At 54.9% G+C, this 26938-nt stretch carries 25 protein-coding genes; 23 read left to right on the top strand and 2 right to left on the bottom strand.

Translation table 11 applies throughout. The features are described 5' to 3' along the window. Positions 1-23: 23 nt before the first annotated feature. From HH216_RS11940 to HH216_RS11865, 16 genes are all read left to right on the top strand, one after another. Positions 24-1112 carry a DegT/DnrJ/EryC1/StrS family aminotransferase gene (locus HH216_RS11940; RefSeq protein WP_169551021.1) on the top strand — a complete coding sequence of 363 codons (1089 nt, stop codon included), beginning with the start codon at positions 24-26 and terminating at the stop codon, positions 1110-1112. After that, positions 1105-3240, top strand: coding sequence for a glycosyltransferase family 39 protein (locus HH216_RS11935; RefSeq protein WP_169551020.1), 2136 nt, complete (start codon positions 1105-1107; stop codon positions 3238-3240). Before HH216_RS11940 ends, HH216_RS11935 begins: the two co-directional genes overlap by 8 nt. A gap of 82 nt (positions 3241-3322) precedes the next feature. Next, positions 3323-4033 (top strand): WbqC family protein, encoded by a 711-nt coding sequence (locus HH216_RS11930; protein ID WP_169551019.1) that lies wholly within the window; start codon positions 3323-3325, stop codon positions 4031-4033. 92 nt (positions 4034-4125) lie between these two features. Continuing rightward, entirely contained in the window at positions 4126-4782 is a 657-nt protein-coding gene (locus HH216_RS11925) for an acetyltransferase (RefSeq protein WP_169551018.1), read from the top strand. A 194-nt stretch (positions 4783-4976) separates the two neighbouring features. Next, positions 4977-6098 carry a glycosyltransferase family 4 protein gene (locus HH216_RS11920; RefSeq protein ID WP_254448801.1) on the top strand — a complete coding sequence of 374 codons (1122 nt, stop codon included), beginning with the start codon at positions 4977-4979 and terminating at the stop codon, positions 6096-6098. After that, positions 6095-7246 (top strand): acyltransferase family protein, encoded by a 1152-nt coding sequence (locus HH216_RS11915; protein ID WP_254448800.1) that lies wholly within the window; start codon positions 6095-6097, stop codon positions 7244-7246. The genes HH216_RS11920 and HH216_RS11915 overlap by 4 nt, the downstream gene beginning before the upstream one ends. 178 nt (positions 7247-7424) lie before the next feature. After that, positions 7425-8408, top strand: a complete 984-nt coding sequence (locus HH216_RS11910) for a glycosyltransferase family protein (protein ID WP_169551017.1) — start codon at positions 7425-7427, stop codon at positions 8406-8408. Continuing rightward, on the top strand, positions 8408-9448 hold the full coding sequence (locus tag HH216_RS11905) for a glycosyltransferase family 9 protein (protein WP_169551016.1): 1041 nt from the start codon (positions 8408-8410) through the stop codon (positions 9446-9448). The genes HH216_RS11910 and HH216_RS11905 overlap by 1 nt, the downstream gene beginning before the upstream one ends. Further along, on the top strand, positions 9445-10272 hold the full coding sequence (locus tag HH216_RS11900; RefSeq protein ID WP_169551015.1) for a DUF5672 family protein: 828 nt from the start codon (positions 9445-9447) through the stop codon (positions 10270-10272). Before HH216_RS11905 ends, HH216_RS11900 begins: the two co-directional genes overlap by 4 nt. 66 nt (positions 10273-10338) lie before the next feature. Next, positions 10339-11364: a glycosyltransferase gene (locus HH216_RS11895; RefSeq protein WP_169551014.1), complete on the top strand. Its 1026-nt coding sequence runs from the start codon at positions 10339-10341 to the stop codon at positions 11362-11364. 15 nt (positions 11365-11379) lie between these two features. Beyond that, the gene (locus HH216_RS11890; RefSeq protein ID WP_169551013.1) at positions 11380-12405 is read left to right on the top strand and encodes a hypothetical protein; all 1026 of its coding nucleotides are present in this window, start codon (positions 11380-11382) and stop codon (positions 12403-12405) included. Positions 12406-12509: 104 nt separating this feature from the next. Then, on the top strand, positions 12510-13625 hold the full coding sequence (locus HH216_RS11885) for a glycosyltransferase family 4 protein (RefSeq protein ID WP_169551012.1): 1116 nt from the start codon (positions 12510-12512) through the stop codon (positions 13623-13625). Between the two features lie 3 nt (positions 13626-13628). Further along, positions 13629-14519 carry a glycosyltransferase family 2 protein gene (locus tag HH216_RS11880; protein ID WP_169551011.1) on the top strand — a complete coding sequence of 297 codons (891 nt, stop codon included), beginning with the start codon at positions 13629-13631 and terminating at the stop codon, positions 14517-14519. Between the two features lie 65 nt (positions 14520-14584). Next, positions 14585-15958, top strand: coding sequence for a hypothetical protein (locus HH216_RS11875; RefSeq protein WP_169551010.1), 1374 nt, complete (start codon positions 14585-14587; stop codon positions 15956-15958). Then, positions 15958-17118: a glycosyltransferase gene (locus HH216_RS11870; RefSeq protein ID WP_169551009.1), complete on the top strand. Its 1161-nt coding sequence runs from the start codon at positions 15958-15960 to the stop codon at positions 17116-17118. The genes HH216_RS11875 and HH216_RS11870 overlap by 1 nt, the downstream gene beginning before the upstream one ends. A 17-nt stretch (positions 17119-17135) precedes the next feature. After that, complete coding sequence (locus tag HH216_RS11865; protein ID WP_169551008.1) at positions 17136-18302, top strand: glycosyltransferase; 1167 nt, start codon at positions 17136-17138, stop codon at positions 18300-18302. 3 nt (positions 18303-18305) lie between these two features. Here HH216_RS11865 and HH216_RS11860 read toward each other — a convergent pair whose 3' ends face one another. Beyond that, the gene (locus HH216_RS11860; RefSeq protein WP_169551007.1) at positions 18306-20285 is read right to left on the bottom strand and encodes a sialate O-acetylesterase; all 1980 of its coding nucleotides are present in this window, start codon (positions 20283-20285) and stop codon (positions 18306-18308) included. A gap of 137 nt (positions 20286-20422) precedes the next feature. On the opposite strand from HH216_RS11860, the gene HH216_RS11855 reads away from it, so the two are divergent. From HH216_RS11855 to HH216_RS11840, 4 genes are all read left to right on the top strand, one after another. Further along, on the top strand, positions 20423-21346 hold the full coding sequence (locus HH216_RS11855; RefSeq protein ID WP_169551006.1) for a glycosyltransferase: 924 nt from the start codon (positions 20423-20425) through the stop codon (positions 21344-21346). After that, on the top strand, positions 21312-21902 hold the full coding sequence (locus HH216_RS11850; RefSeq protein WP_169551005.1) for a WcaF family extracellular polysaccharide biosynthesis acetyltransferase: 591 nt from the start codon (positions 21312-21314) through the stop codon (positions 21900-21902). The genes HH216_RS11855 and HH216_RS11850 overlap by 35 nt, the downstream gene beginning before the upstream one ends. Positions 21903-21997: 95 nt before the next feature. Then, the gene (locus tag HH216_RS11845; protein ID WP_169551004.1) at positions 21998-22774 is read left to right on the top strand and encodes a glycosyltransferase family 2 protein; all 777 of its coding nucleotides are present in this window, start codon (positions 21998-22000) and stop codon (positions 22772-22774) included. Between the two features lie 189 nt (positions 22775-22963). Continuing rightward, on the top strand, positions 22964-24172 hold the full coding sequence (locus HH216_RS11840) for a glycosyltransferase family 4 protein (RefSeq protein WP_169551003.1): 1209 nt from the start codon (positions 22964-22966) through the stop codon (positions 24170-24172). 55 nt (positions 24173-24227) lie between these two features. Here HH216_RS11840 and HH216_RS11835 read toward each other — a convergent pair whose 3' ends face one another. Further along, positions 24228-25166, bottom strand: coding sequence for a zinc dependent phospholipase C family protein (locus tag HH216_RS11835; protein ID WP_408641780.1), 939 nt, complete (start codon positions 25164-25166; stop codon positions 24228-24230). A 144-nt stretch (positions 25167-25310) separates the two neighbouring features. Between HH216_RS11835 and HH216_RS11830 the strand changes: the two genes are divergently transcribed. The 3 genes from HH216_RS11830 to radC all read left to right on the top strand — a co-directional run bounded on the left by HH216_RS11830 (position 25311) and on the right by radC (position 26919). Then, positions 25311-25754, top strand: a complete 444-nt coding sequence (locus tag HH216_RS11830) for a Dabb family protein (protein ID WP_408641779.1) — start codon at positions 25311-25313, stop codon at positions 25752-25754. A gap of 104 nt (positions 25755-25858) precedes the next feature. Beyond that, complete coding sequence (rpsT, locus tag HH216_RS11825) at positions 25859-26125, top strand: 30S ribosomal protein S20 (protein WP_169551001.1); 267 nt, start codon at positions 25859-25861, stop codon at positions 26123-26125. A 98-nt stretch (positions 26126-26223) separates the two neighbouring features. Further along, entirely contained in the window at positions 26224-26919 is a 696-nt protein-coding gene (gene radC / locus HH216_RS11820) for a RadC family protein (protein ID WP_169551000.1), read from the top strand. Positions 26920-26938 lie beyond the last annotated feature (19 nt).

Raw genomic sequence — 26938 nt, 5'->3', positions numbered from 1 at the left:
AGTGCCAGCACCGGCCTCTCTCTATGATTAACGTTACCAAATCGTACTTACCCGACTTCGACGAATATACGGCCCTGCTCAAAGGAGTATGGGATCGGGTGCACCTGACGAACGACGGGCCGCTGTTGCAGAAGCTGGAGGAACAGATGAAAGAGTACCTGGGCGTGAAGCATCTGCTGATCTGCTCAAACGGTACCATTGTTCTGCAAATGGCCCTCAAGGCCATGAATATCACCAAAGAAGTTATCACGACGCCTTTCTCCTACGTGGCCACAACGAACGTGCTACTCTGGGAAGGGTGTACGCCCGTTTACGCCGACATTCGCCCGGATGATTTCTGCCTCGACGCCGACAAGATCGAGCCGTTGATTACAGAGAATACGCAGGCGATCATGGCGACGCACGTGTACGGTAATGCCTGCCGGATCGAAGCCATTCAGGCGATTGCCGACAAGTACAACCTGAAAGTTATCTACGACGCGGCCCACACGTTTGGTGCCCGCTACAACGGTGAAGCCATCCTGAATTATGGCGATGTGAGCACCTGTAGCTTCCACGCAACGAAGGTATTTCACAGTGTTGAGGGTGGTTGTATCGTTACGAACGACGATGAGCTGGCCCTGACGCTTCGGCGGTATCGCTCCTTCGGACACCGCAACGACGATTACTACAGCGTGGGGATCAACGCCAAAAATTCGGAGCTGCACGCAGCGATGGGTTTGTGCGTACTACCCAAAGTCGACGAACTGATTGCCGCCCGGAAGCAGGTATTCGGCTGGTACGACGCCCGGCTGAACTTCGATAAGATTTCCCGCCCCGCCCTGACACCCGGCATCGAATACAACTACGCGTACTACCCCGTGGTGTTTGAGTCGGAAGAAACGCTGCTGCGCGTGGTCGACGCGCTGAAAGCTGCCGAGATTACACCACGCCGGTATTTTTATCCGTCGCTGAACACGCTGCCTTTCGCCGTGCCGCCGGGCGCGGGACAGGCGCAGGCTTGCCCTGTGTCGGAGTCGGTAGCGCTGCGGGTGCTGGCGCTGCCCATGTACCCCGACCTGCCGGAATCCGACGTCGACCGTATCGCCACCATCATAAACAATCATGTCTAGCCTTCTGAACAGCATCCTGCTCAGCGGCCTGACCGATAGTGCCCTGCTGCTACCTAAACTGGCCGGGCTGGTTTTGTTTTTGATTTATCTGGGTCATCTGGCGAGTCGCATCGCCCGCCCTTCTTTGACGGATTGGTGGCTGACAACCTTTCTACTGGGAGCGGGCAGCGTCATCCTGACGGGCTTTGTGCTGTCGGCCCTGTATCTGACAGCAAACACGCTGGCCTGGGGGTTGGGTGTCTTCGTCACGGCAACGGTCGTTGGCGGGGTACTGGGTTGGCTGGCAGGTCGGCCAACCCCCTTTTCCATACCGGCGTTAGTAGCCGACCGACGTAAGCTTGGTGTGGAGTGGTTTGAATCGTTGCCGCCTTATCTGAACATTATTTTTCTGGTGCTGCTGCTCACGCTGAGCGTGATTGCCGTTACGAATCTGTTGCTGGTTCTATTTACTGTGCCGAATGAGTGGGACAGCATGACGGGCCACCTGAATCGGGTGATGCAGTACGTGCAGCGCGGTACGATGCGTCATTTTGGTGGTACGAACTGGAACATCGATACCTACCCAAAAAGCGTCTGCACGCTCCAGATTTACGGGTTTCTGATGACGAACCATTTTGAAAACGGGTTCAAGTTCATCCATCACCTCAGCTACTGGACGGCTATTGTGTCGGTGTTCGGTATCGTGCAGCGCATCGGTCAGCTAACCACTGGTCGGGCCAACATGACGGCCAGTTTCTTATGTGCCCTGATCTATGCACTGGTGCCCGATTTTCTGATGCAGGCCATCACCACCGAAACCGACATCGTACTGACGGCCTACCTGAGCGTGGTACTGTACATGCTATTTACGTATCGGCAAACCCGCGACAACCGCTATCTGTACATGGCGGGTATGGCTTTCGGAATTGCCTTTGGGCACAAGATCACGTTTGCGCTGCTGCTGCCATCGGTGTTTGTCATCATGATTTACACCGTCTTTCTGTCTGATTCGCTGGCCACCACAGTCGGTCGGACGCTGCGACTCGCGGGTGCAATCCTTATCGGTGTCAGCCTGTGGACGCTGCCGACGGGCTATCTGAAGAACATTGAAGTTTTCGGCCACCCGATCGGCCCACCAACCGCCCTAAAACACCAGTCGGTTGAGCGGGCGGGATCGCTGAAGAATTTGCTGGAGCAGGGCAGCCGAAACCTGGTACGCTACAGTTTCGACCACATCAACCTCGACGGGCTGCGTAACCTGCCAACGGGTAACCGACTGAATCATCTGATGCGCGAGCCGCTGGTTTGGCTGGAGGCTAAATTGCATATGCGGCTCGATGAGGAAACCGACTTCTCGATTCAGCCCTTCGCTTTCGATCGCCGGTTTGTGTTTTTCAATGCCAACCCGTACTGGGGTATTTTTGGTTTTGGGCTACTGCTCCCCCTGCTTATTCTGTCGCTGGTTCGCTGGCTCAGACTGACGCCTAAACTGCTCGATGATCCGTACATTTTTCTGGCGGTAGCCGTCCTTCTACACTTCGTAACCCTATCCTATTCTGCACCGTACGACCCATTTAAAGGGCGTTATTTTATCGAAACCGGGCTGATGAGCGCGCCGTTTGCGGGCTTACTCTTACTGAGCCCCAGACTGACATTTACCAACCCGGGCCATTTTCTGGGCAAAATCTATGTCGGTATGGTAACGGGGCTTGGCTGTCTATCGGCTGTGCTATGCGTGTTTCTGAACATCCGTGCCCTGCCGTTGCCCTGGCGTGCACCCGATGGCATTGCTTACCCATCGGCTTTTGCCTCGGATCGCATCCGTCAGATGACGCTCGGCCGACCCGATATCTACACGCCTTACGAGCGCTTTAACCAACTCGTACCCGACACAGCGACGGTGGCCCTCGGCACGATCAACGACGACTACGAATACCCGCTGTACGGTCCTCACCTGTCGCGCCGACTCATCACTATCAACCCGTTTGAGCAGGGCGTGCAACCCATTCCCAAGGCCGCCGATTATCTGTTTTTCGATAAAAGCGTCATTACCCCCCAACCGGGCGACCTGCGGCTTGGTACCGACACCACCATGCGTCAGGCCGTTATCGTGCCCGGTGAAGACTATTATTTACGCAAGCTGAAATAGATAGTTTAAGGTTTATGGTTCAATGGTTAACGTTGGCTGCCACAAAACCTTAGACATTGACCATTAAACTACAAACCCGTCCATGACCCTTGCCATCATGCAGCCTTATTTCTTGCCGTACATTGGCTACATGCAGTTGATGGGGGCTGTTGATACGTTTGTGCTGTACGATGATGTTTCGTTCATAAATCGGGGCTGGATCAATCGTAACAAGCTGTTAATCAACGGGCAGGAGCACCTGTTCACCATCCCGCTGAAAGATGCCAGTCAGAATAAGCGAATCAACGAAGTTCAACTGGCCGATGATCCGAAATGGCGGAGCAAGCTGCTGAAAACCATCGAGCAGGGCTATCGGAAGGCACCACAGTACGCGGCCGTTATGCCGCTGACCGAAAAAATCGTCAACTTTACTACCGGCTCCATCGCCGAGCTTATCTACCACAGTCTGGTTGAACTGAACGGTTATCTGGGGCTGACACCGACATTGGTAGCCTCGTCGTCGGTCTACGAGAATACGCAGCTGAAAGCACAGGAACGGATTCTGGACATCTGTAAGCAGGAAGGGGCTACGCGCTACATCAATCCAATCGGTGGTATGGAGCTTTATAATCGGGAGCGCTTTGCCGAAGCGGGTATTACCCTGAACTTCATTCAGTCGAAGCGGGTCGAGTACGCACAGTTTAACCGGGGCGATAGCAGTACATTCATCCCCTGGCTATCCATACTCGACGCCCTCATGTTCAACGACGTACCCGCAACAAAGGAATTACTAACGCAGTATGAACTCGTATAATTTAATTGCGAAAGAGTGAAAGAGCAAAAGAGCGATAATGCGCGTCAGCAATTTTCACTCTTTGATTCTTTCGCTCTTTCGCTCTTTACACTATGGCGAAGGTTATTATTTTCGGGGTTATGGATACGGCCGAACTGGCCCACTTCTACCTGACGCATGATTCGGAACACGAAGTCGTTGCGTTCACGGTAAATCAGGAGTACCTGCACGACAAAACCGGATTTCGGGGGCTGCCTCTCGTTCCGTTTGAAGACGTGGCAGAACTTTTTCCCCCACAGGAGTACAAGTTCTTTGCGCCGATGACAGGCAAGGGAATGAACAAGAACCGGGAGCGTATCTATCTGGAAGCCAAAGCGAAAGGGTATGAGTTTATTTCATACATCAGCTCGAAATCGACCACCTTCGGCAACGAAATCGGCGAAAACTGCTTTATTCTCGAAGACAATACCATTCAGCCGTTCACCACTATCGGTAATAACGTCGTGTTGTGGAGTGGTAATCACATCGGGCACCACGGCCGCATCAATGACCACGTATTCTTTACCTCACACGTGGTTATGTCGGGGCACTGCACCATCGGTTCGTACTCGTTTTTTGGGGTCAACAGTACCATCCGCGATTACCTGACCATCGGCGAAGGTACGCTGGTCGGTATGGCCGCGTCGGTCACCAAAAACACCGATGCCTGGGGTGTTTACGTCGGTAATCCCGCCGAGAAACGGCCCATTCCGAGTTATAAAGCGTATTAAGCGTCGTTGATAGTTGTAAAGTCGTAACGTTATAGAGTTGTAAAGTTGCTGCCGCCGGAAGGGCTAACGCGCTGGTCAACTTTACAACTCTACAACTTTATGACTCTATAACCTTACACCATATTCTGAAAAAGATACTACTCATCGGTCACGACGCCAACCGGGCGGGAGCGCAGCTGGTATTACTCAACCTGATGCGGCTACTGCGCGAGCGTGGCTACGATCTGCACCTGCTGCTGGGTGAAGGTGGCCCGCTGCTTGATGAGTATCAGGCTATTTGTCCGGTCACACTCTGGCCCGCGCAGCCGTCGCACGTGGTGGGTGTACTGGCCGATAAAGTGCTGTGGCGCATGGGCATCTGGGATCAGGCGTATCAGCGACGGCGAACCGCACACCAGCAGCAAATACAGTCGGAGCTGAATCTGGACAGCATCGATCTGGTGCTGGCCAATACGGTCATGAGCAGTCGCTGGTTTGTGCAGTTGGGCCTTGCCCCCACCGTGCCGGTCGTGACGTTTGCGCACGAGCTGGATATGTCGGTGCGAATCTATACCGACCCGGCGGAACTGGCCGAACTACTGGCCCGGACAACCCGGCTACTGGCTGTCTCGAAAGCTACCGCCGACTATTACGTAAATCAGCACAGCGTCGATCCGGCGAAAATCACGCAGTACACACTGATTGACACCCCCGCACTGGTTGCCAACGTCGCGCAGGCTCACGAGCAGCCCGACCTGTACGACACCCTGGGCTTGCCGCCCAACGCGCTCATCGTGGGTGGCTGTGGCAATGCCGAATGGCGCAAAGGCAACGATCTGTTTGTGGCGCTGGCCCGGCAGGTAACCGGCCGCATGGCGGATACGCCCGTGCATTTTGTTTGGGTCGGTATGCCGCCGAGTTTACTACGGGAAGACCTGTTGCTCGACATCCGTAAGGCGGGACTGGCTGATTGCGTCCACCTGATTCCGCCGACGCCCGATGTGCTGCGCTACATGAAACGGTTCGACGTGTTTGTGCTCTGCTCGCGCGAAGACCCGTACCCGCTGGTCGTGTTTGAGGCCGGACTCAGTGGCGTACCCGTCGTTTGCTTTGCCGGAGCCGGTGGATCGCCCGAACTGGTCGAGGCCGACGGGGGTTTCGTCGTACCGTACCTCGACCTCGACGCTATGAGCAGCCGCGTTGTTGACCTGCTGCAACAGCCCGCCCTGCGCCGAACGATGGGGCAGCGTCTGGGCGCAAAGATAATGGAACGTCACCCGGCGCAGCAGAGCGTCGATACGCTGGTTACGCTGTTTGATCAACTGACCGCCCGATGACACCTGTGCCTTCGCCCCGACAGACTGCGGACCAGCCCCTGGCCGGACACATGCCGCAACTCGACTCACTGCGAACGCTGGCCGTGCTGCTGGTGGTCGTTTACCACTGGTTTCCAACGGGTGAAGGCATCAATCGGCTCCCCAACGGTACCATCGGGGTGATGGTGTTTTTTGTCGTCAGCGGCTTCCTGATTACCCGCATCCTGCTCGGCAACCGCGACCGTATCAGGGCGGGCAAAACAACGCTGGGCCATACGTACCGCAACTTTTTCGTTCGCCGGGTGCTGCGCATCTTCCCGCTGTATTACCTGGTCATTACGTTCGTCTACGTGTTCCTGCCGCAGGCGTCCGACATTTGGGCTCACCCGGCGTACTACTATTTCTACGGTTACAATATCCTGCTGCACCGGACGGGCAATTGGGCCGATCTGTTATCGCCCTTCTGGACGCTGGGTGTTGAGGAGCAGTTGTATCTGGTCTGGCCATGGGTAGTGCTGCTGACTCCGCCACGCCTGTTCCGGGCTGTTATCATCACCATGATCGGTATCGGCGTATTGTTTCGGGGCTACGGCTACTGGAACGGTGATTTCGACGGGGTACTGACGCCTGCCAGCTTTGATGCGTTCGGGTTGGGCGCACTCTGGGCCTGGATCACAACCGAGCGGCCAGACACGATTGCCCGGTTTCGGCAAACGCTGAGCATAACCACAATCGTGGCGCTGATTCTCCTGATCGGTTTACTGACCCTGCTGCCCGGCGATCATCTGGCCGTGGTGCTGTTTCAACGACTGCTGATTTCGGTCATTGCCCTGTGGTTTGTCGTTGGGGCCAGTCTGGGTTTTGGTGGTGCGGGAGGCTTGATACTGAATAACAGCCTGTTGCAGTACATCGGGCGAATCAGTTACGGTATTTATGTGTTTCATATGCTGGTTCCGGGCTATGCCGTACCTTTGTTACTCCGGATCACCAACCGGCTGGGCGTTCATCTGTCGTTGGGCTTCTGGTCGCACCGGTTGTTGAGTTTGGCCGTATTGTTGGTGCTGGCTTCAGTATCGTGGTATCTGTTTGAAAGACCGATCAACGGCCTGAAACGGTATTTTTCGTACAACGAGCGGAAAAATACCGGAACAACCCAACTGAGCGGCTAACCAAATGCGCCTGTGCGTACCGTAGCCGTCAGGAAAAAACAAGTTGTGTATTGGCCTGCATCCCCACAGACCGCTTAGCCGGCAGGTAAACTCGGCTGACGTGTAAGGTCTGCCAGGATAAGGACCGGAGAGCCGATACCGAAAATACTGGTTCGTTTTTTTGCCCAACCGTTGCTTTATGACGCTTGCTTTTACGATCTGTTCCATCAACTATCTGGCTCAAGCCCGTACGCTCGGCGATTCACTGCGTCGGACCAACCCGGATTATCAGTACGTGATTGGGCTGGTCGATAAGCTAAACGACGCCAACTTACCACCCGACCTCGTACCCGACTACCCCATGCTGGAGGTCGATAAAATTGGCATTCCCGATTTTGCGGCCATGTGCGACCGGTACGATATCACCGAGCTAAACACGGCGGTCAAACCGTTTTTCATCGACTATTTCTACAAGAACCAGCCGGAGGCTACGGCAGTCATCTATTTTGACCCCGACATCATTGTTTTTCAGCCACTTGTCGAGCTTAATCAGGCGCTGACCACGAACAGTATTGTGCTGACACCGCATACCTGTTCGCCCACCCCCGACTGGGAACGACCCAATGAGCAACACCATCTCAATACGGGTATTTTCAATCTAGGGTTCGTTGGCTTACGCGTTGATGAAACGGCCCGGCAATTTGTCGACTGGTGGAAAGAACGGCTGGTGTACGAATGCCGGATCGATTTGTGCGAAGGACTTTTTGTGGATCAGCATTGGGTCAATTTTGCGCCGGTATACCATCAGAACGTACGAATCGACAAATACCGGGGCTACAATGTAGCATACTGGAATCTGCACGAACGTCTATTTTCGCAGCGCACCGACGGTACCTGGATTATCAACGGCACCGACGAACTGCGCTTTTTTCACTACAGCGGCTATAATCCGTTCAAGCCCGACGACATTTCCAAGTACCAGACGCGGTATACGTTTGCCCAGCGACCCGACGTTAAACCCCTGTTCGACCTGTATTGCCGGGAACTGCTGGCCAACGCCAACGAGCGGTATGTCAAGTATTCCTGCGTATATATAAAACCACCAACCATAAAACGGTATCAGCGCGTACGAAAAGCAATCAAATTGCCGATTAACCGCCTGATAACCCTGCTACAGCCGTAATGACTGACGCCGAATGGACACGTCTGAGAAAACTATGGACGTACCGGTACCACAAATACACCCACATCATTGGTAAGTACTGGAGCGTCTTGACGAAGACGCTTTACCTGCACTGGTTGAAATGGCGGGCGGGGAAACGGCCGTTCGTGGCCATTATCCTGTCGGAGCAGATGGGCGATATTATCGCCTGCGAACCCGTTGCCCGCGAAGTCCGGCGGCTCTACCCCGATGGGTACATCATCTGGTTTGTCCGCGAGGCATACGTCGATCTGGTCCGGTTTAACCCCACTCTGGATAATTTCCTGATCGAGAAATGCCCCGGCGAACGAGTTCAGTTGCTGAAGCGTAACCCGTTCGACCACGTCTATAACCTGCATATTTCGCACCGCAAGTGTAAGTACTGTCCCGAAGACCCGGTCAACCCAACCGCCGACGCGATTGGGCTGAACTTCGACAACTACTACGATCGGGGCGATCTGTTGTACATCTTCTCGCAGGGAGCCGGCCTGCCCGCGCTCACCGCCGATCCGCAGATGTACATCCCGCAAGTGGTGCAGCAACAGATAGCCAGTCGGAAGCTGCCAGCCTCCCCAATCGTGCTCCACTGCCAGTCGAGCCACGTTGCCCGCGACTGGCCCGCCCAAAACTGGAACCGGTTGGTTGAGTGGTTACTCAACAATTACGACTACGACATCGTCGAGGTGGGCCTGCAACCGGTAATTCGGCAAACCAATCCGCGATATATCAACCTGTGCGGCCAGTTGAGCCTGCTTGAAACGGCAGAGGTAATCCGGGACGCGCGGTTGTTTATCGGCATCGATAGTGGTCCGGCGCACATGGCCAACGCCATGCAGACAACGGCCATTCTGCTGCTGGGCAAACTGTTTGATTTTGTCGACTATATGCCCTATTCCGGCCGTTATAAACGCGGAGAAGGCATCACAATTCTGAATAATTTTGGTCACCCCTGCGCTGAACTGCCCTACGACTGGGTACCGGAAGCCGTTGCGCAGCAACTGGGTCAGCCTAAACTTGCATGAGTAGTTCGTTAACCACTAGTGTCTGCGTCGTTATCCCGGTCTACAAACCGGTGCTGTCAGCGTATGAGCAGATCTCGCTGACACAGTGTATGAAGGTGCTGGGGCATTACCCGGTTTGTCTGGTAGCCCCCCGCTCGCTCGACCTGTCGGCTTACACGAACCAGTATCCGACGCTGCGGGTATACCGCTTCGACGATTCGTTTTTTGCCAACATTCAGGCGTACAACCAACTGATGCTGAACGCCGAATTCTACCGGGCCTTCATCGACTGGGAGTACATGCTGCTGTATCAGCTCGACGCCTTTGTTTTCCGGGACGAGCTGGCCGACTGGTGCCGCCGGGGGTACGATTACGTGGGTGCCCCCTGGCTCCGCGACATCGATTTCGTCGGCTGGCGTGATGCCGCCTTGTTTCGGGCCAGGCAACGCATGGCAACGCTCCTTGATCTGAAAAAAGACGACGGCGTGACGCCCCGCGAGATTATCAGTCAGAACATGGTAGGCAACGGCGGTTTTTCGCTACGCCGTATTCCAGCCATGCTGGCCGTACTGAAGTCGGGCCACAAACACCTTCACCGGTACCAAAATCAGACGATTCATCAGTACAACGAAGACGCGTTCTGGGGCATTGAAGTGAATCGATATTGGCCCCGCCTGCGTATACCATCCTATCGCACCGCCCTGCATTTTTCCGTCGAATTTTTCCCCCAGCGTGCTATCGAACGATACATGCAGGGAAAGCTACCATTCGGCTGTCATGCATGGGACATCCATGGAACTGAGTACTGGCGCCCGGTTTTCGCGCGTTATGGCTACCAGATTTAACTTATTTCCAGCGCGTAAGAACCGTACTTTTGGTACGGTTATTCGCTCGATTGCTTTTAGTAACTCATGATTACTCCAGTTAGACCGACGATTTCCATTGCGCTTTGCACCTATAACGGCGAAGCGTACCTGGCAACGCAGTGGCAAAGTCTGGTTGAGCAACAACTGCTACCCGACGAACTCGTTGTCTGTGACGATCGCTCGTCCGACGGTACCGTTGCTCTGTTAGAGCGCCTGGCGGCCAAAGCCCCGTTTCCAGTCCGTATCCTGGTCAATGAAAATCGGCTTGGCTTCAACAAGAATTTTGAGCGTGTTCTGACGGAATGTATCGGCGATCTGGTATTTATCTGTGATCAGGACGACGCCTGGTTTCCGGAAAAAATCCGTGTCATGACCGATTTCATGACCAGTCATCCAACCACACAGGTTGCGTTCTGCGACGCCTGGGTAACTGATGAGCAGTTGCAAGAACGCCAAAGTCGCTTCTGGAGCTGGGTGCGGTTCGACGAGCCGACGCGGACGCGCTGGCAATCGGGCGAGATGATGGACGTCATGCTCGACGGAAATCGGGTTATGGGGTGCGCTTCAGTCATTCGCCGGTCGCTGCTTACCCATATACTGCCCATACCCGGCAACCTGCCAGGGTACATTTACGACGGCTGGATTGGCCTGGTAGCAGCCGCTTACGATAGCATTCAGTTTGTCGACGAACCACTACAGCTGTACCGCACCCACGAGAAGCAACAGGTTGGCGTGGGGCGGGAAGAAGACGTTCCCGACCGTGTCCGGCTGCGCGACCGATTTATTCGCCCGCGAGCTATCAAACTAGCCCCCCTTCGCGAGAAACAGGCCACGTTGGCAACATTTGCGCGGCTACTGTCGGAGCGAGCGCCGGTAACAACGCCCGGCATGCAGCAACTTTATCGGCGGCTCGCTCATTTTACCATGCGGAGTTGCCTCCCCCACGACCGGATGCGTCGCTTTCAGCCCGTGTGGCTCGGTCTACAGCAGGGCGACTACCAGCGTTATGCCGACGTATCGGCCAATTGGTACGCGCCGATGCTAGCCGCTTTGGGCGATATTCTTGAATAAAGTAGCTTTGCGCCTGTGCTTGTAACCATTTGTTTCATTCACCAGCTACCACAGGTACTGGTTCTTGCCGACAGCTACCGCCAGCAGTCGCCAGCCGCTAATTCGGAGACGCCACCAATTGTCATTGGCCTGGCCGACGATCCGGCTAACCTTCCCGCCGGTTTTCAGTCGCCCTATCCGTTGCTTCCGGTCAGTACGCTGTTTGAAGCAGATTACCTGCAAAAACTATCGGCGCAGTACACACCCGTTGAATTTGCAGCCGCCTGCAAGCCCCGCTTCATTCAGGCCGTTTTCACGCAGTACCCAACCGCGCAAACGGTGCTGTACGCCGATCCGAACGGGCTCTTTCTGCACTCGGTTCAGCCTATCCTGGACCGGCTGCTCGATCAGACGGTACTACTGACGCCCCATATGTTGTACCCGCCGGGCGACACAGGACCGGGCAAATCGGCCTGGCCCGACGAGAAGTACCTGCAAAACATTGGTCTTTATAGCGCTGACTTTCTGGCGTTTGCGCGTTCGTCCGAAACCGATCGGCTGTTGAGCTGGTGGCAGGATCGGGTCGAAGAGCGGGCGTACATCGACTTTTGCCAGGGCTTATGTACGGATCAACTATGGCTGATGCACGTGCCGGTTTTCTTCGACAAGGTAACCATTGTTCACAATCCAGGCTGGCACGTAGCCCTCTGGAACCTGCCCCGGCGACAGCTCCGGCAGTCGGGCACCGACTGGCAACTGACCGACACCGGTGAGCCAGTTCTGTTTGCCAACATGAAAGGATTGTTCAATCCGGACGAAGGCTTTTTCCCGCATCAGACCCGCTTAAAACTAGCCGATCGGCCCGACGTACAAGCCCTGCTGAACACGTACCGTCAGCGGGTAAGCGATACGGGCCTGTCGGCTTTGCGCTCGGTTTCACCCGCGTATGGGCATCAGCCAATACCGGCCGTTCTGCGGGGATGGCGCCGGGCCGCAACGGGTGCCCTGACGGCCGTAAACCGCTGGGTCGATAATCTCGACCTGCCAGCCCTGCCCCGTTGATCGGGTTTAGGCCAGCCGATACCGAAATTTGACAAACAAATCGTAGGTTTACGGTTCAGTTTCTACGAAAAATACAAACGCGACCAGCATTGCGGGGTTTACCCATGACTGTTTTATACGACCATCAGTGCTTTACAGGAACGGCCTACGGGGGAGTATCCCGGTACTTTTTCGATCTGATGCGCGTGTTCTCCGACCGGTCGGATGTGCAGTTCCGGCTGTCGCTACTGCTGTCAAATAACGATTATCTGAAGCAGCAGCCGTTCAACCGATTCTGGACCTACGGCTCGCTGGCCCGCAACCGCCGGATCAATCAGGTCGTGTCACAAATCAACCGGCAGAACAGTCTGCGCCAGATTCGGGCCGGGCAGTTCGATGTGTTTCACCCAACTTACTACCACCGGTATTTTCTGGATTCGCTCGGCCACAAACCGTTCGTACTGACGTTCCATGACGCCAGCACCGAACGCTTCGGCGACAAGTACCCGGAGCTGGGCGCGGGCCTTTACGAAACGAAGAAGGTGCTGCTCGACCGCGCAAACGCGGTCATTGCCGTTTCTGACTTCACAAAGCAGGATATTCTCCGCTATTTTTCCGTCGATCCGGCGAAAATTCATGTCGTGCCCCTCAGCACGTCGATGAGCGAACTGACCGGGACAGTACGCGCTGCGTCGCCCGCATCGCCGGCCCACCCGTACCTGTTGTTTGTGGGCAAGCGGGATCTGTATAAAAACTTTACCACTTTTTTTCGCGCCGTTGCCCCGTTGCTCAGCCGTTACCCCGACCTGCATCTGCTTTGCGCGGGCGGGGGTAACTTCTCACCAGCCGAGCAAACCCTGTTTCGGTCGGCTAACCTCAGCAACCGGGTTCAGTATGCCCCCATCACGAGCAACGAAACCCTCTTTGAGCTGTATCGGCAGGCGCGGGCGTTTGTGTTTCCCTCGCTCAACGAAGGTTTCGGTATTCCCGTGCTGGAAGCCTTTGCGGCTGGTTGCCCGGCGGTGCTGAGCGATCGCAGTTCGCTACCCGAGGTGGCGGGAGACGCGGCTATTTATTTCGACCCCGACGACATCGACGCCATCGGCACGGCAATTGAGCGGGTCATTACCGACGACGCGCTGCGAACCGACCTGATTCAGCAGGGGTATCGTCGGCTGGGTCATTTTTCGGCTGAGCGTACGGCCGCCCAGACGCTGGCCGTTTATCAATCGCTTTTGTAATTCATGGCTGCTGCTTCTTCGCTCCGCACGTTCGTTACCCAACCCTACAGCCCCCGCCCCCAGTCGGATGGGCTACGTTACCCCAAGTTAACCGTCGTTACGCCTTCGTACAACCAGGCGGCTTATCTGGAGCGGACTATCCTGAGCGTATTGAATCAGCAGTATCCTAACCTCGAATACTTCATCATTGACGGCGGATCAACCGATGGTACGCTGGATATTATCCGTAAGTACGAGCCTTATCTGGCTGGCTGGGTCAGTGAAAAAGACCGGGGGCAGACCGACGCGATCAATAAAGGCTTTCGGATGGCAACGGGCGACTACGTGGCGTTTCAGAACTCCGACGACGTGTTTGCGCCCGACGCCCTGCTGCGCGTTGCCGACGCCTGGCGAACAAACCCCGACACGGGCGTTTTTTACGGCGGTATGTACATCATCGACGAACAGGACGTTATACTGGAGACGATGAAGGCGCTGCCTTTCTGCCCCGAATGCCAGATTTACGAGGGTATGCAAGTGTTTAACCAGTCACTGTTTATCCGCCGGTCGCTGCTGGAAACGCATGGGATGCTCGATGAAACACTGCGCTTCGTAATCGATTACGAAATCATCGCCCGGTTGGGCGTACAGCCGGGGGTTAGCTTTCATCAGGTCAGCGATTTCTGGGGAGGGTTTCGGGTACAGCCCGACGCTAAATCGTCGACTATTGCCAACACGGTTGGGTTGACGGAACACGAGCAGGTAAAACAGAAATACCGCCCGATGCTGAAATCAGGGCTGGGTAGCTGGTTCTGGAGCCGCTACTGCCGGTTGCGGAAGCTGACGACGTTCGTATTTCGGGGTGATTGGGCGTATATTCGTCATCGGTTTGGGCTGAGACAATCAAGAAAATAACCGGATGACTGCGTGTACGACTGGTACCTGCCGGTACTGTCGACACACGGGACACTGACTTGAACATGAGAAAATTCCTTTATTTTCTGGAAACGATTGACCTGATGCGCATGGTGCTCGGCATCTGCATTCTGGTCGACGGGTACCCGCTGATTTTCTTTTTCCGGGAAACCCTCAAACTGGCCCCCGGCAGCACCGTGTTTACGGCTGCTGTATTTGCGGTTGGCCTCATCCTGATGGTGCCCTTCACGGTGCTGCGACGATTGTACCGGCCCAACATGACAATGTTCTGGATGGGGCTGGGCTTCATCACGCTCTGCATCGCCTACATGTTTACCTACCTGGGCGATCCGGGCTTCAGGGACTACGACAAAGACATGATTTATTACGCCTACGCGCTGATTTTCCTGTTTTTGCTTATCAACATACCCAACGACATTGCCCGCGTTTTTATCCTGGTCGTTGTGCTGTTTACGTTTGTCTCGAACCTCGGCCTCATCTATTCGCTGATAACTAACCCTAGCTGGGCCATCGGTCAGCGGGCGACGATTACACTGGGCGACAACGACGACGGGTCGGGTAACCCCCACGTTTTCTCGCGGAATGCATTCATGGGCGTCGTTGCCTGCGCAATATGGCTTATCCGTTCCGACACCAATATTCTTTTGCGCATCTTCGCCCTGTTTGCGGGTGTTATCAATCTGGCCGTACTAGTCCTGACCCAGACACGATCGTCCATTCTGGCGCTGATCATCGCTATTACGCTGTTTCTGGCTTTTAACGTTCGCCCACCGCAGATCCGGGCTGTCGTTCGGGGCATTTTCCGCCCGGTTACGCTGGGTGTGGTGGCACTGGGTGTGGTTGGTATCGCCCTGTTCCTCAGACGATACTACGATGTTTATGCCGTGCTGTACGGGTATGTACTCGGCTTTGCCGAGCGTAACCTCGACAATATTTACGCCCTGGTGGGAGCCAAAGCGCAGGGAGCAGCCTATAAGGCAACGCTCGACGATTCGGCTGCCAACCGGTCGGTGAGTGCGCTGTTTTTCTCCAACGTCGTGACGGGGCACATCCACATGCTGATTCTGGGTTTCGGCTACAAGTACCTTTATCTCGATGTACCGGTGCTGGAATCGCTGACCAACATGGGTATTCTGGGCTTCTTCCTGTTTGGTGGGGTCAATGCCATGTGCCTGTACTATGCGCTGGGTATCATGCGGACCAACCCTAACCAGCTCAGCGTCTTTCTGGCGTACTTTTATATGCTGATTATGGTGGCCGCATTTACCGGGGGGCGGCCAAATGAAATTTCGTTCTGGATACCGTTGGCGCTGATGACCCGGTTTATGGGTATCGAACACCTGTTTCCGGAATACCTACAGGAACACCGGCACATTGTGTATGCACCGGCCGTGCCCGCGACTTCCCCCACGAACTGATGCGGATTCTGATTGTCCACAACCTGCTGTGGGCTCATTACAAAGCCAGTGTGTTCGAAGCACTACAGCAGCAGGTCGATCAGCAGCCCGGCCTGACGGTACACGTGCTACAGATCGCCCGTAACGAACGGTCGCGGGCGGGGATGGAAGCCGATGCCGCCGACGCGCCACCCTACCACTACAGCTACGAACTACTGTTCGACCGCTACCTCGACGATACCAGCCCGACCCAACGGGCGAAGGCGTTACTCAGTCGGGCGCGGGCGTACCGGCCGGACGTAATCACGCTGACGGGCTACTACGACCCGGCGCAGTTGGCCTTGCTGTTCTGGGCGAAACTGCGCGGTATCCGGGTTATCATGCAGAACGAAAGCACCACAGCCGACCACCTGCGTACTGGCCCGAAAGAAGCGTTTAAGCGGTGGGTAATCAGCCTGTTCGACGGTTTTTTCTGCTTTGGAAGCCGATCGGCAGAGTACCTGCTGGCGCTGAACGTACCGGCCCGCAAAATCCTGCTGCGGAAAAATGCCGTCGACAACACAACGCTCGTGCGCGTATACGAACAGGCGCGGCTGACCCGATCGGCGGAACAGGAACGGCTGCGGCTGCCGTCGCACAATTTCGTGTACGTTGGTCGGCTCATCGGTGTCAAGAACATACCGGTATTGCTCAATGCCTTTGCGCAGGCCCGCCAACAGGCACCCGGTGCCGACTGGGGCCTTGTTTTGCTCGGCGACGGCACAGACCAGCCAGCCCTGGTGCAGCAGGCCGCAGCACTGAGCATTACCGACGTCGTATCGTTTCAACCCGCTCAGCCCTGGTATCGGGTACCGGCGTTTCTTGCCCTCAGCGATGTGCTGGTACTGCCCAGCCAATCGGAGCCGTGGGGACTGGTCGTCAACGAAGCAATGGTTTGCGGGATGCCCGTTGTCGTATCGAGTCAATGCGGCTGCGTACCCGATCTGGTCGTGGATGGCGAAACGGGCTTCATCTTCGACCCGGCCAATACGCACCAGTTAGCGCAGCTGCTAACCCGTTTCATGACCGATCAGGTCGACCGGGAGGCTATGCGACAGGCTGCACTGGCACGAATTGCTCCCTATGCGCCCGATGTGGTGGCCCGCGAGATGCTGGCCGGTTTTAAGAAAGTGACTGCTTAACCGTATTTTCGCGCCCTATGCGAATTCTGAATATCTGTGCGTACAGCTGGGAGATTGGTGGCCCACCTAAAATCATTTTCGATCATACGCAGGTGGCCCTGCGCGACGGGCATCAGGTCGACATTCTGAGCCCGATTTCGCCAAACGAGCGGCCTTACCCCGTGCCTGAAGGTGCCCGCCTGCTGCTGTTTCCCCGCACAACACCCGTCAGCAAGTACTTCCGCGAGTTTTCGGTCGGTTTGTACCAATACCTGCAACAGCATATTCAGGACTACGACGTGGTGCACTGCCACGCCCTCTGGCACTTCGGTTCGCTGGCTCCGTTTATGACCGATCGGTCGGCGGTGGCAAAAGTTGTGACTATTCACGGGGTACTCGACCGCTGGGCCTACGCGCACAACAACTGGAAGAAAAGCCTGATCGACCGGATTGCGCAGAAAGCGTACCTGCGCCGGGCCGATCTGGTTCATATCAACAACACCGACGAACGCGCCGATCTGCTGCGCTATTTCGGCGACGAACATCCGCGCATCGAGCTCATTCCCAACGGTGTTCGCATGAGCGACTTTGCCATTCTACCGCCAAAGGGTACGTTCCGGCAGAAATTCAACATCCGCGCCGACAAGCCGATGGTGCTGTTTATGAGTCGGCTCAACGAGAAAAAGGGACTTGATTTGCTACTACCCGCTTTCCGCGATTACGTCCGGCAGCACCCCGATACCTTGTTGGTGCTGGCCGGCCCCGACGACGGGTACGAAGCCACAGCCCGGCAGTTTATCAGTCAGCACCAGTTGGGCGATTCGGTCAGGCTGGTGGGTATGCTGACCGGCGATGACAAAAAAGCCGCCCTGCACGACGCCGATCTGTTTACACTGCCCTCCTACTCCGAAGGTTTTTCCATTGCCGTGCTGGAAGCAATGGCCGCCGGTACACCCACGCTGGTATCAGACCGGGTTGGGTTCGGCGAAGCCATTCGCACCCATCAGGCAGCGGGACTGGTCGAGCTAAACCCGGAGAGCGTGCAGATAGGACTCGCTCAGCTACTGAGCAACCCAACGCTGCGGCAGCAACTAAGTCAGAACGCGACTAACCTGCTGCGAACGCAGTACGACATGGACATTGTGGCCCGGCAGATGTTACGGACCTACGAATCGGCGATTCAGCACCGAAAAGCTAATCCCTAACCATCAGCGAATCACTATTTTTTCCTGTTGTACCTGCCCGTCGGTCGTGTTCATATCGGTAACGTAGAGCCCCGACGGGAGCTGGTGCAGGGGCAGTTGAAGCTGACTGGTCGCCCGCCCGCGCCATTCGCTCACCACCTGCCCCTGCATATCCCGAATGACCACGGTACTGACTGTCGTTGATCCGGCATCCAGATTCAGTTGCCGATCCGGCCCGACCGGGTTAGGGTACACGCTTACAACCGGCGCGTCAGTCAGCCCCAGAATAAGCAGCATGACCCTGGCCACAGCGCTGTAATCGGATTCCGACGTCTGAGTAAGAACCCGAACCCGATAGCGATACAGCGCGTACGGGTCGGGCAACCCCGTGTCGACGTACGATCGGGTCGTTCCATCCAGCGTTTTCACCAGTTGAAACGACCCCGATTGACCCACGGCCCGTTCGACGATCTGCTGCGAACCAGCCGTTGGTACGCTCCATGTCAATCGAATCTGTTTGTCGTCGATTGGCGTGGCCGCTAGTTGAGTCGGTGTGGCAATTCGGTCGGCAATAGCCACGTCGGCGAAGGTAAATGCGCGCATTCCCCGGCTGTTGCGCAGGGTTGGGCCATTGTAGAACGGCGACAGAGCGTCAGAAAAGTAGGGCGACATGTACGTCAGCGTTTTAGCCGATGAAGCCGCGTTGAGTCGCAGAATAACCCGATTGCCGCTGGCGGCACCGTTGGTTACCAATCCCGCTTTGTTGTCCAGGAAAAACGCGTCTTTCTGAAACCGGCGACCTATCTGCGCGCCCGTTGCAAAACTGTAATAGGTTGTGTCGCGCCAGACCATCTGCATCGACGGCTCAAACACCAGCGTTACCGAGTCGCGCCGGGCGTTATAGACCACTTTCTGAATGTCGGGCGATCCGATTTGCAGCGTGTCGGTAGCCCCGTAGAAGTCGCGGGCCAGCAACCGAAACTGCTCAAAAGCCAGTTGTCTGTATCCTGTATCAAAGTAGTGAATACCGTCGTAGTCGCGGGTGCCCACCGTCGCGATGGTTGCGACATTACTGAATAATTGCCGGGTCCGGCGTTGAAAATCGCGCAGCGTGCCCGCAGCCTCGCTACCGCTGCCAAGCAGATTAGCTTGTGCTACGTAAAGCCGGGCGTTTCCGTAATCTTCCCGCAATTGCTTGTAGAGTGTTGCAAACTTATCGCCGTACCCGGTCGCATTACCCCCTGATTCAGCTTCGCCCTGCCGCCAAAGAATCGCCTTGACGTTTTGTTGCAGCCCAGCCAGTTGCACGCGGGTCAGTAGCCGTCCGTACGACGTGTTGGTATTGCCGTGATAAAGCGGGTCCCGCGCCGACAATTCCGTAATTGTTGCGCCACCGATGGCCCCATTGATGACCACCGTTGGGATGCCGTACTGCTCCAGAATTAGCCGCTGGATATTCAACCCGACGGTACCAACACTGGCAAAGGGTTCTTTGGCCGGGTACCAGTTCAGCGTAGATACGGGGTCGCCCCCGTTGATATAGGTATAATTTCGCAGATACCGATCATTGAAACCCGCGCCGTAGTTTTCCGCCAGGCTGGTGCCAGGAATTATGTTTGACTGACCATATAAGACATATACATCACCACAGACGACGCGCTGGCGATCGGCAACCAGCGTCGAATCATTGTTTTTGTACAAAAAAATCCGGAAGCGGTACTCTGCCGGTTCGGCCTTGATCAGGGCTGATAACTGAAACGGCTGACTAGCAGCGGCCATCGATAGCGTCTGACTGACAACGGTGCTCAGCTTACCCTCCCGCCAGAGCTGTACGCTGATCTGCCGGAATCCAGTGGCATTTACCGTACCGCTGATAGGTACGCTGGCCTGATTCTGACTGGTACGGGGGTAGAGTTGTAAGTCTTTCGGTAGCTGACCGAAACGCACCTGGGCCAGACTTACATTCACCAAAAACAACAGGACAGCAGGATAGATATGCTTCATGCAGCTTTTTATGATCTTAAAAAAGTGATAGTATTGCGTTGTTGTTCAATGGCTGGATGGCCAAACGAAAGTACAGGCTTTAACCGACTCGTTTCGCCCGCCAAGTACACTATTTAGGCAACGGATTACACTTATTTATGACCGACGTATCCGTCATTATTCTGACTCACAACGAGGAAAAACACATCGTTCGGTGTTTGGAAAGCCTGCTACCGTTTACCGATAAAATCTTTATCGTCGATTCATTTTCGACCGACCGTACCGTCGACATTGCCCGCTCAATGGGGGCCGTTGTCGTGCAGAATCCGTGGGTCAACTACGCCACTCAGTTCAATTACGGCATTGCCAACGTACCGTTTGATACCACCTGGCTGATGCGGATGGATGCCGACGAATATGTGCTGCCTGAACTGGCCGATGAGATCAACCGGCGCATGAGCACGCTGCCCGATTCAGTATCGGGCGTGTACGTCAAACGACGCGTTTTTTTCATGGATCGCTGGATGAAGCACGGCGGTTTTTACCCGATCTGGCTGCTTCGGCTCTGGCGTCGGGGGCAGGGCATGTGCGAACAGGTCTGGCACGACGAGCACATCAAGCTCTCGCAGGGCGATTCAATTCAGTTCGAGCATGATCTGGTCGATCACAACCTGAACAACCTGACCTGGTGGACGCAGAAGCACAATCATTATACCATTCTGGAAATGATTAACCTGCTCAATTACCGGTATCAGTTCGACCCGGAAAAAGCAGAAACCGTACAGCCTAAGTTATTCGGCACGCAGGATCAGCGCGTTCGGTATATCAAGCTGAAATACGCGTCGCTGCCCCTATTCACCCGGCCCATTCTTTACTTCCTGTACCGTTACTTCATTCGGCTGGGCTTTCTCGATGGCAAGCCCGGTTTCGTGTGGTGTTTTTTCCAGGCCCTCTGGTACCGTATGCTCGTCGATGCCAAGCTGATGGAAGTATTTCTCCGGGCCGGTCGCGACAAACAGGCCATTATCGACTATTTCCGCGAACAGTATGGAAAAGACCTTGCCCCACCCAAATCAGCCTGATACCGGGCCCGGCCGCACCGACCTGTCGCGCTACGACAACAGTTGGTTTAATCCCGGCCCGCGCTGGAAAATCCTGCTTTGGTTTATCGTTAATTCAGTCACGCTGAATACCTATTTACCGCTACCGGTGGCCTTGAAGCGATTCGTACTAAAGGCGTTCGGTGCCCGACTGGGTACGGGCGTCATGATCAAGCCGGGCGTCAACATCAAATATCCGTGGCTGCTCACCATCGGTAGTCACGTCTGGATTGGCGAAGAAGTCTGGATCGACAATCTGTGCCCCGTCACGATCGAAGATAACGTTTGCCTGTCGCAGGGCGCCATGCTGCTGACCGGCAACCACGACTATCGCGTACCAACATTCGACCTGATTGTGCGGCCGATTACCCTGCGAACGGGTGCCTGGATTGGGGCGCGGGCCATTGTGTGTCCGGGCGTCGAGGCCGGGTCGCACGCGGTACTGTCTGTCGGATCTGTGGCTACGCGCGCGCTTGAGCCGTACGGCGTTTACCAGGGAAATCCAGCCATTCGCGTGCGTGAGCGGACAATCAGCTGACACACGTCAGAACATAGTTTGTTGTATTTATCCAACGTGGTTACCTTTGTAGAAGTGGCAGGGTCATAATCGGCTTATTTTTGTCCAACATTCACGTGAAAATCTCGCTGATAACCGTTGTCTTTAACGGAGCCGCTTTCATCCGCGACTGTATAGATTCTATTGTTGGTCAGACGTACGACAATATCGAATACATCGTCATCGATGGCGGGTCGACCGACGGTACCGTCGACATTGTCCGGTCGTACGGCGACAAGATCAGCCACTTCATCTCCGAGCGCGACAACGGCCTGTACGATGCCATGAACAAAGGCATTGGTATGGCCACCGGCGACGTGGTCGGTATTCTCAACGCCGATGATTTTTACCCGCACGCTAACGTTATCCGTGACGTCATGGCGCTTTTCAGTCAAAGTCAGTGCGATGCGATCTACGGCGACATTGTCTACGTAGATCGATTGAATACGGAGAAGGTGACACGCTACTGGAAATCTGGCCCATTCCGACCCAATGCCTTTTTATGGGGCTGGATGCCGGGGCACCCGTCTTTCTTCGTTAAACGTAACCTGTACGAACAGCACGGGCTATTCCGTCTGGATATGAAAAGCGCGGCCGATTACGAACTGATGCTGCGCTTCATTCATAAACACCGGGCGACACTGGCTTATCTGAACGAAATTATCGTGGTGATGCGGGCCGGCGGGGTCAGCAACGCCAGCGTCGGCAACCGGCTCCGGGCCAATCGGGATGATCGGCTTGCCTGGCAATTGAATAGCTTACGCCCGTACACCGTCACGCTCTGGATGAAACCGTTGCGGAAAATTGGGCAGTTTTTTAGCAAGCCCCCGGCTACCTACCGGAAAACTGAATGATCGACTGCTAGTCCGTTTAATCGAATTATTCGTACGTTTTATTAGGATCGTATAAAATTTGTGCCCGACTACCAATCACGTTCAGCCTATCGGCACGATCCATGTCTGAACAAAAAAGCAGGAATCAGCCCGGCCGATTCCTGAATTCAGTAAGCAGTTGTGTGTCGATTGCCTTGAACCGAACCGCCTATGAACCCTGATTTAGTCATTGCCTACCTACAGAACAGACTGAGCGACGATCTCTTTAAGCTAGGGATGTACCAGTGCATTCTGTCTTTTCTGGTGGCCTGTTTCGTATCGGTACTAGCCATACCAGTCGTCATCAAGATTGCGGAACTGAAGTCGCTGATGGAGAAGCCCGGTGAACGCCGGTCGCACAAAGTACCGACGCCAACCCTCGGCGGTGTCGCCATTTTTGCCGCTATCCTGATTGCTTATTTTCTGTGGCCCAGCCTGGATCAGACCGATGTATATCGCACCAACCTGTCGATTGCCGGGATGACCGTCCTGTTTTTTACGGGTATCAAAGACGACCTTGTCGGCATCGACCCCAACAAAAAGATCGTTTTTCAGGTGCTGGCGGCTCTGATCCTGATTTTCTTCGGCGATCTCCGCGTCGATTACCTGTACGATATCATGGGTTTCCACCATATCAATATCGTCATCAGCATTCTACTTACCTGCTTTATTTTCATTGCCTTAACCAACGCCATTAACCTCATCGACGGCATCGACGGGCTGGCAGCGGGCATCGCGACCATCGCCAGCGGCACATTTGGCGGCTGGTTTCTGCTGACCAATCACTTTGCAATGGCTTGTATGGCGTTTACGCTGGCCGGAGCGCTACTCGGTTTTATGCGGTTCAACTTCTCGCGAACCAGCAAGATATTCATGGGTAATACCGGTTCGCTGATTATTGGCTTCATGCTGGCCTTTTTCGCCGTCCGCTTCGTCAGCCTCAACGCATCGTACCGGTACGAGCCAACGGCCTTTTTCAACGCGCCGATCATCGCCATCGTTATTCTGATCGTCCCGATTTTCGATACACTTCGGGTGTTTCTGGTTCGGATTCTGGCGGGTCGTTCGCCGTTCTCCGCCGACCGGAACCACATGCACCATATTCTGCTCGACAACGGCTTATCGCATATTCAGACCACGGCCGTAATGTGCTTTGCGTCGCTGCTAAACACGGTGTTGTTTCTCTTCTTTCACCGCGACATAACCAACACGGCTTCACTGCTGATTCTCGCCGGCATGTTTGGCCTGTATATGCTGACCAGCTTCACGCTCAAAATGCGGGCTATGTACGTAAACACCCACCCACGCCGTCGGCTGGCGGTATTACGTCGCGAAATTCTGCACGGCGTGTTCGGTCGCCGGATTGTAGAGTACCTCTAACTGTACTGTCTGCAAACGCAAAAAGACGCCAGAACGGCGTCTTTTTGCGTTTGCGTCAATTCTCTTCGCGAGCGGAGAACAGCCGCTTAAGCCAACTTTTCTGCTCGTCAGCCTCTGCCTGATTGTCTTTCAGCGACAGCTCGCGTTTGGCAAGTTTCGCCATGTCGGGCTGCCCCGCATCGACCCAGCAGGTGAACCAGAAATCACCCACCATCTTGACAGACGCCCGCATCTGCCGCTCGACCTGTCCGCTCAGCCGGGCGTGGTAACGCTGCGAGAAATCAGTAGCGTACACTTTATTAGTTAGACCGTTTCGCTCATCGAAGCCAAACTTACGCGTCTCCCCTACCTCGCCTGTCAGCTCCCGCTCCATCCGCAGTACGGAGTCGAGCGCGGCATTGGCCCGGAATACGGCCTGCCACGCGCTCCGCTGTGGTGAGGATACATACGCTGCCGAACCAACCAGAAAGTCGTAGTCCTGACTAAACAACTCGGGTAAGCGAGACTCCCAGAAACCGTGGATCCCCTGCTGCCCCGTCAGCTGACCGTTGTAATTACGGGTGGTATGCAGCGGTACGTTAGCATCGGCAATGTAGTGACCCAAATCAGCAGCTACGCGCAGAATCTGCCGGACGTTCTGCTGCCGGAACGCTTCCGTAAGCTGGTATTTAGTCAGCTGAATCTGCCACGGTACCAGTCCATGCAGCGCCAATGTATCGGGGCCGTATCGGTCGGCAGCGTCTTTATAAAACCGGGGCAGCGTAGCCGACGACGTATCTGGGTAAGCGTCGAGGTCAATGAAGTGCCGGGGTGCCTCACCTACTACCGCGTATCGCCGTTTGTCGGGGTTGACCGCGTTATCGATCAGGTAGTGGCTATGTTTCTTGAAGAATGGCATCATATCGGCGGGTAGCGTAAATATGGCCAGCCGATTAATCTGCTGATGCGCGTAAAAACCCCACTGAGGCTGCTGCTGATACCCTGTTCGACGCACGGGTCTGGGTAAACCCTGCGTTACTGGCAGGGCCACAAAGAAGAAAATTGTGACCCACGCGAACAACCAAATAAATCTATAGTACATTTGTCTAATCATGGTACTTTACAAGCAAATAATTAAACTATTCAAAAAAAACTTGTTTTGTATCAGAATAAAATTCTGAAATCAAAGAAAACACAGATAATCATGAATACCAAATCACGCGGTTACTTATTAGTTGTTGTCCTGATGTGTGCTTTTGCCCTTACAATCTATGGTGCGTACTCTCCGGCCCGGAAAGCGCAGAAACAGCAGATTGTGTGCATAAAATTTAAAAAAGGGGTCGAAAGTGCAGCAGTTGAGCAGCATATGAACGGTTTTGCCGCCCTGAAAGCCGAAATTCCACAGGTAGTAGGTTATACGTCTGGCAAGACTATTTTGCCAAATAAGGCCGCTGCGGAGTACGATGTGGTTCACTACATCACGTTTCAAACCGAGGCTGACATCAAGAAATTTGAAAATAGCCCGGCTTACCAGCAGTTCGTGAAAGAAAACAGCGCAAACTGGAGCAAGAAGCTGATCGTCAATGCCGATATTCGGTCGTAATCCGGGTAACAGTGAGAAAATTCGGCGGGAGAGATTGCTTTCTCCCGCCGAATTTTTTATTTTTGCGCCCTCATATCGCGACAACGAACTTATAGTACATACCGATGGCAAATCATAAGGCAACCAAAAAAGCAATCCGGTCGAGCGCAAAGAAGCGGCTGTTGAATCGCTACCAACACGTTACAACCCGGAACATGGTTAAGAAACTTCGTGCTACTACCGACCACGCAATGGCTGTTGAGCTGTTCAAATCGGTATCGTCGGCACTTGACAAACTGGCCAAGCGCAACATCATTCACAAGAACAAAGCGGCTAACAACAAGTCGAAACTGGCTCGGCTGGTTAACGGCCTGAAGCAGGCAGCGGCTTAGTTTGTCACTGGCAAACGCCCTTCTGAAACCTTACCTGTTGACGGGTAAGGTTTTTTTATGCACTTTGGTAGCCCCACCACCACAACTGGCTACCAATCATGCCTTACGAAACCTCCGGCACTATTCAGAGCTGGGCAGAAGAAGATCGGCCGCGCGAAAAATTGATGCTCAAAGGCAAAGCGGCCCTGTCGGAAGCCGAGCTGATTGCCATTCTGATTAACTCCGGCACAGTCGATCTGACGGCCGTCGACGTAGCCAAAATCATTCTTAAAAGCGTTGGCAACAACCTGAATGAGCTGGCCCGGCTGAGCATCAAAGACCTTTCTAAATTTCGGGGTATCGGCGAAGCGAAAGCGATCAGTATCGTAGCTGCTCTCGAACTGGGTCGCCGACGCCGGGAGCAGGACCGCCCCCAGCGCGCCCGCATCACCTGCTCGCGCGATGCTTACAACGAGATGCTGCCGCACCTGCTCGACAAACCCCACGAGGAGTTTTGGATTCTGGTACTCAACCGGGCCAACGAAGTGCTACGTCCGGTTCAGATCAGCACGGGGGGCGTATCGGGCACGGTAGCCGACCCGAAACTTATTTTCCGACACGCCCTCGAACAGCTTGCCTCGGGCCTGATTTTATTCCACAATCACCCGTCTGGCAATCTGACGCCCTCGCAGGCAGACAAAGACCTGACCCGCCGATTGAAAGATGCCGGTCGGCTACTCGACATTCCCGTGCTCGACCATCTCATATTTACCGACAAGGCCTATTACAGCTTTGCTGACGAGGGCATCCTGTAAACGAATGTGCTCTTCGCCC

This window comes from Spirosoma rhododendri (assembly GCF_012849055.1).
GTDB classification, from domain to species: Bacteria; Bacteroidota; Bacteroidia; order Cytophagales; family Spirosomataceae; genus Spirosoma; species Spirosoma rhododendri.
Note: the sequence above shows the minus strand (reverse complement) of the source record. Positions and strands in the feature narration are given on the sequence as shown.

Coding starts and splice junctions, on each gene's coding strand:
- HH216_RS11940 (WP_169551021.1), top strand. CDS start 24: ATGATTAACGTTACCAAATCGTACTTACCCGACTTCGACGAATATACG.
- HH216_RS11935 (WP_169551020.1), top strand. CDS start 1,105: ATGTCTAGCCTTCTGAACAGCATCCTGCTCAGCGGCCTGACCGATAGT.
- HH216_RS11930 (WP_169551019.1), top strand. CDS start 3,323: ATGACCCTTGCCATCATGCAGCCTTATTTCTTGCCGTACATTGGCTAC.
- HH216_RS11925 (WP_169551018.1), top strand. CDS start 4,126: ATGGCGAAGGTTATTATTTTCGGGGTTATGGATACGGCCGAACTGGCC.
- HH216_RS11920 (WP_254448801.1), top strand. CDS start 4,977: ATGCGGCTACTGCGCGAGCGTGGCTACGATCTGCACCTGCTGCTGGGT.
- HH216_RS11915 (WP_254448800.1), top strand. CDS start 6,095: ATGACACCTGTGCCTTCGCCCCGACAGACTGCGGACCAGCCCCTGGCC.
- HH216_RS11910 (WP_169551017.1), top strand. CDS start 7,425: ATGACGCTTGCTTTTACGATCTGTTCCATCAACTATCTGGCTCAAGCC.
- HH216_RS11905 (WP_169551016.1), top strand. CDS start 8,408: ATGACTGACGCCGAATGGACACGTCTGAGAAAACTATGGACGTACCGG.
- HH216_RS11900 (WP_169551015.1), top strand. CDS start 9,445: ATGAGTAGTTCGTTAACCACTAGTGTCTGCGTCGTTATCCCGGTCTAC.
- HH216_RS11895 (WP_169551014.1), top strand. CDS start 10,339: ATGATTACTCCAGTTAGACCGACGATTTCCATTGCGCTTTGCACCTAT.
- HH216_RS11885 (WP_169551012.1), top strand. CDS start 12,510: ATGACTGTTTTATACGACCATCAGTGCTTTACAGGAACGGCCTACGGG.
- HH216_RS11880 (WP_169551011.1), top strand. CDS start 13,629: ATGGCTGCTGCTTCTTCGCTCCGCACGTTCGTTACCCAACCCTACAGC.
- HH216_RS11875 (WP_169551010.1), top strand. CDS start 14,585: ATGAGAAAATTCCTTTATTTTCTGGAAACGATTGACCTGATGCGCATG.
- HH216_RS11870 (WP_169551009.1), top strand. CDS start 15,958: ATGCGGATTCTGATTGTCCACAACCTGCTGTGGGCTCATTACAAAGCC.
- HH216_RS11865 (WP_169551008.1), top strand. CDS start 17,136: ATGCGAATTCTGAATATCTGTGCGTACAGCTGGGAGATTGGTGGCCCA.
- HH216_RS11860 (WP_169551007.1), bottom strand. CDS start 20,285: ATGAAGCATATCTATCCTGCTGTCCTGTTGTTTTTGGTGAATGTAAGT.
- HH216_RS11855 (WP_169551006.1), top strand. CDS start 20,423: ATGACCGACGTATCCGTCATTATTCTGACTCACAACGAGGAAAAACAC.
- HH216_RS11850 (WP_169551005.1), top strand. CDS start 21,312: ATGGAAAAGACCTTGCCCCACCCAAATCAGCCTGATACCGGGCCCGGC.
- HH216_RS11840 (WP_169551003.1), top strand. CDS start 22,964: ATGAACCCTGATTTAGTCATTGCCTACCTACAGAACAGACTGAGCGAC.
- rpsT (WP_169551001.1), top strand. CDS start 25,859: ATGGCAAATCATAAGGCAACCAAAAAAGCAATCCGGTCGAGCGCAAAG.
- radC (WP_169551000.1), top strand. CDS start 26,224: ATGCCTTACGAAACCTCCGGCACTATTCAGAGCTGGGCAGAAGAAGAT.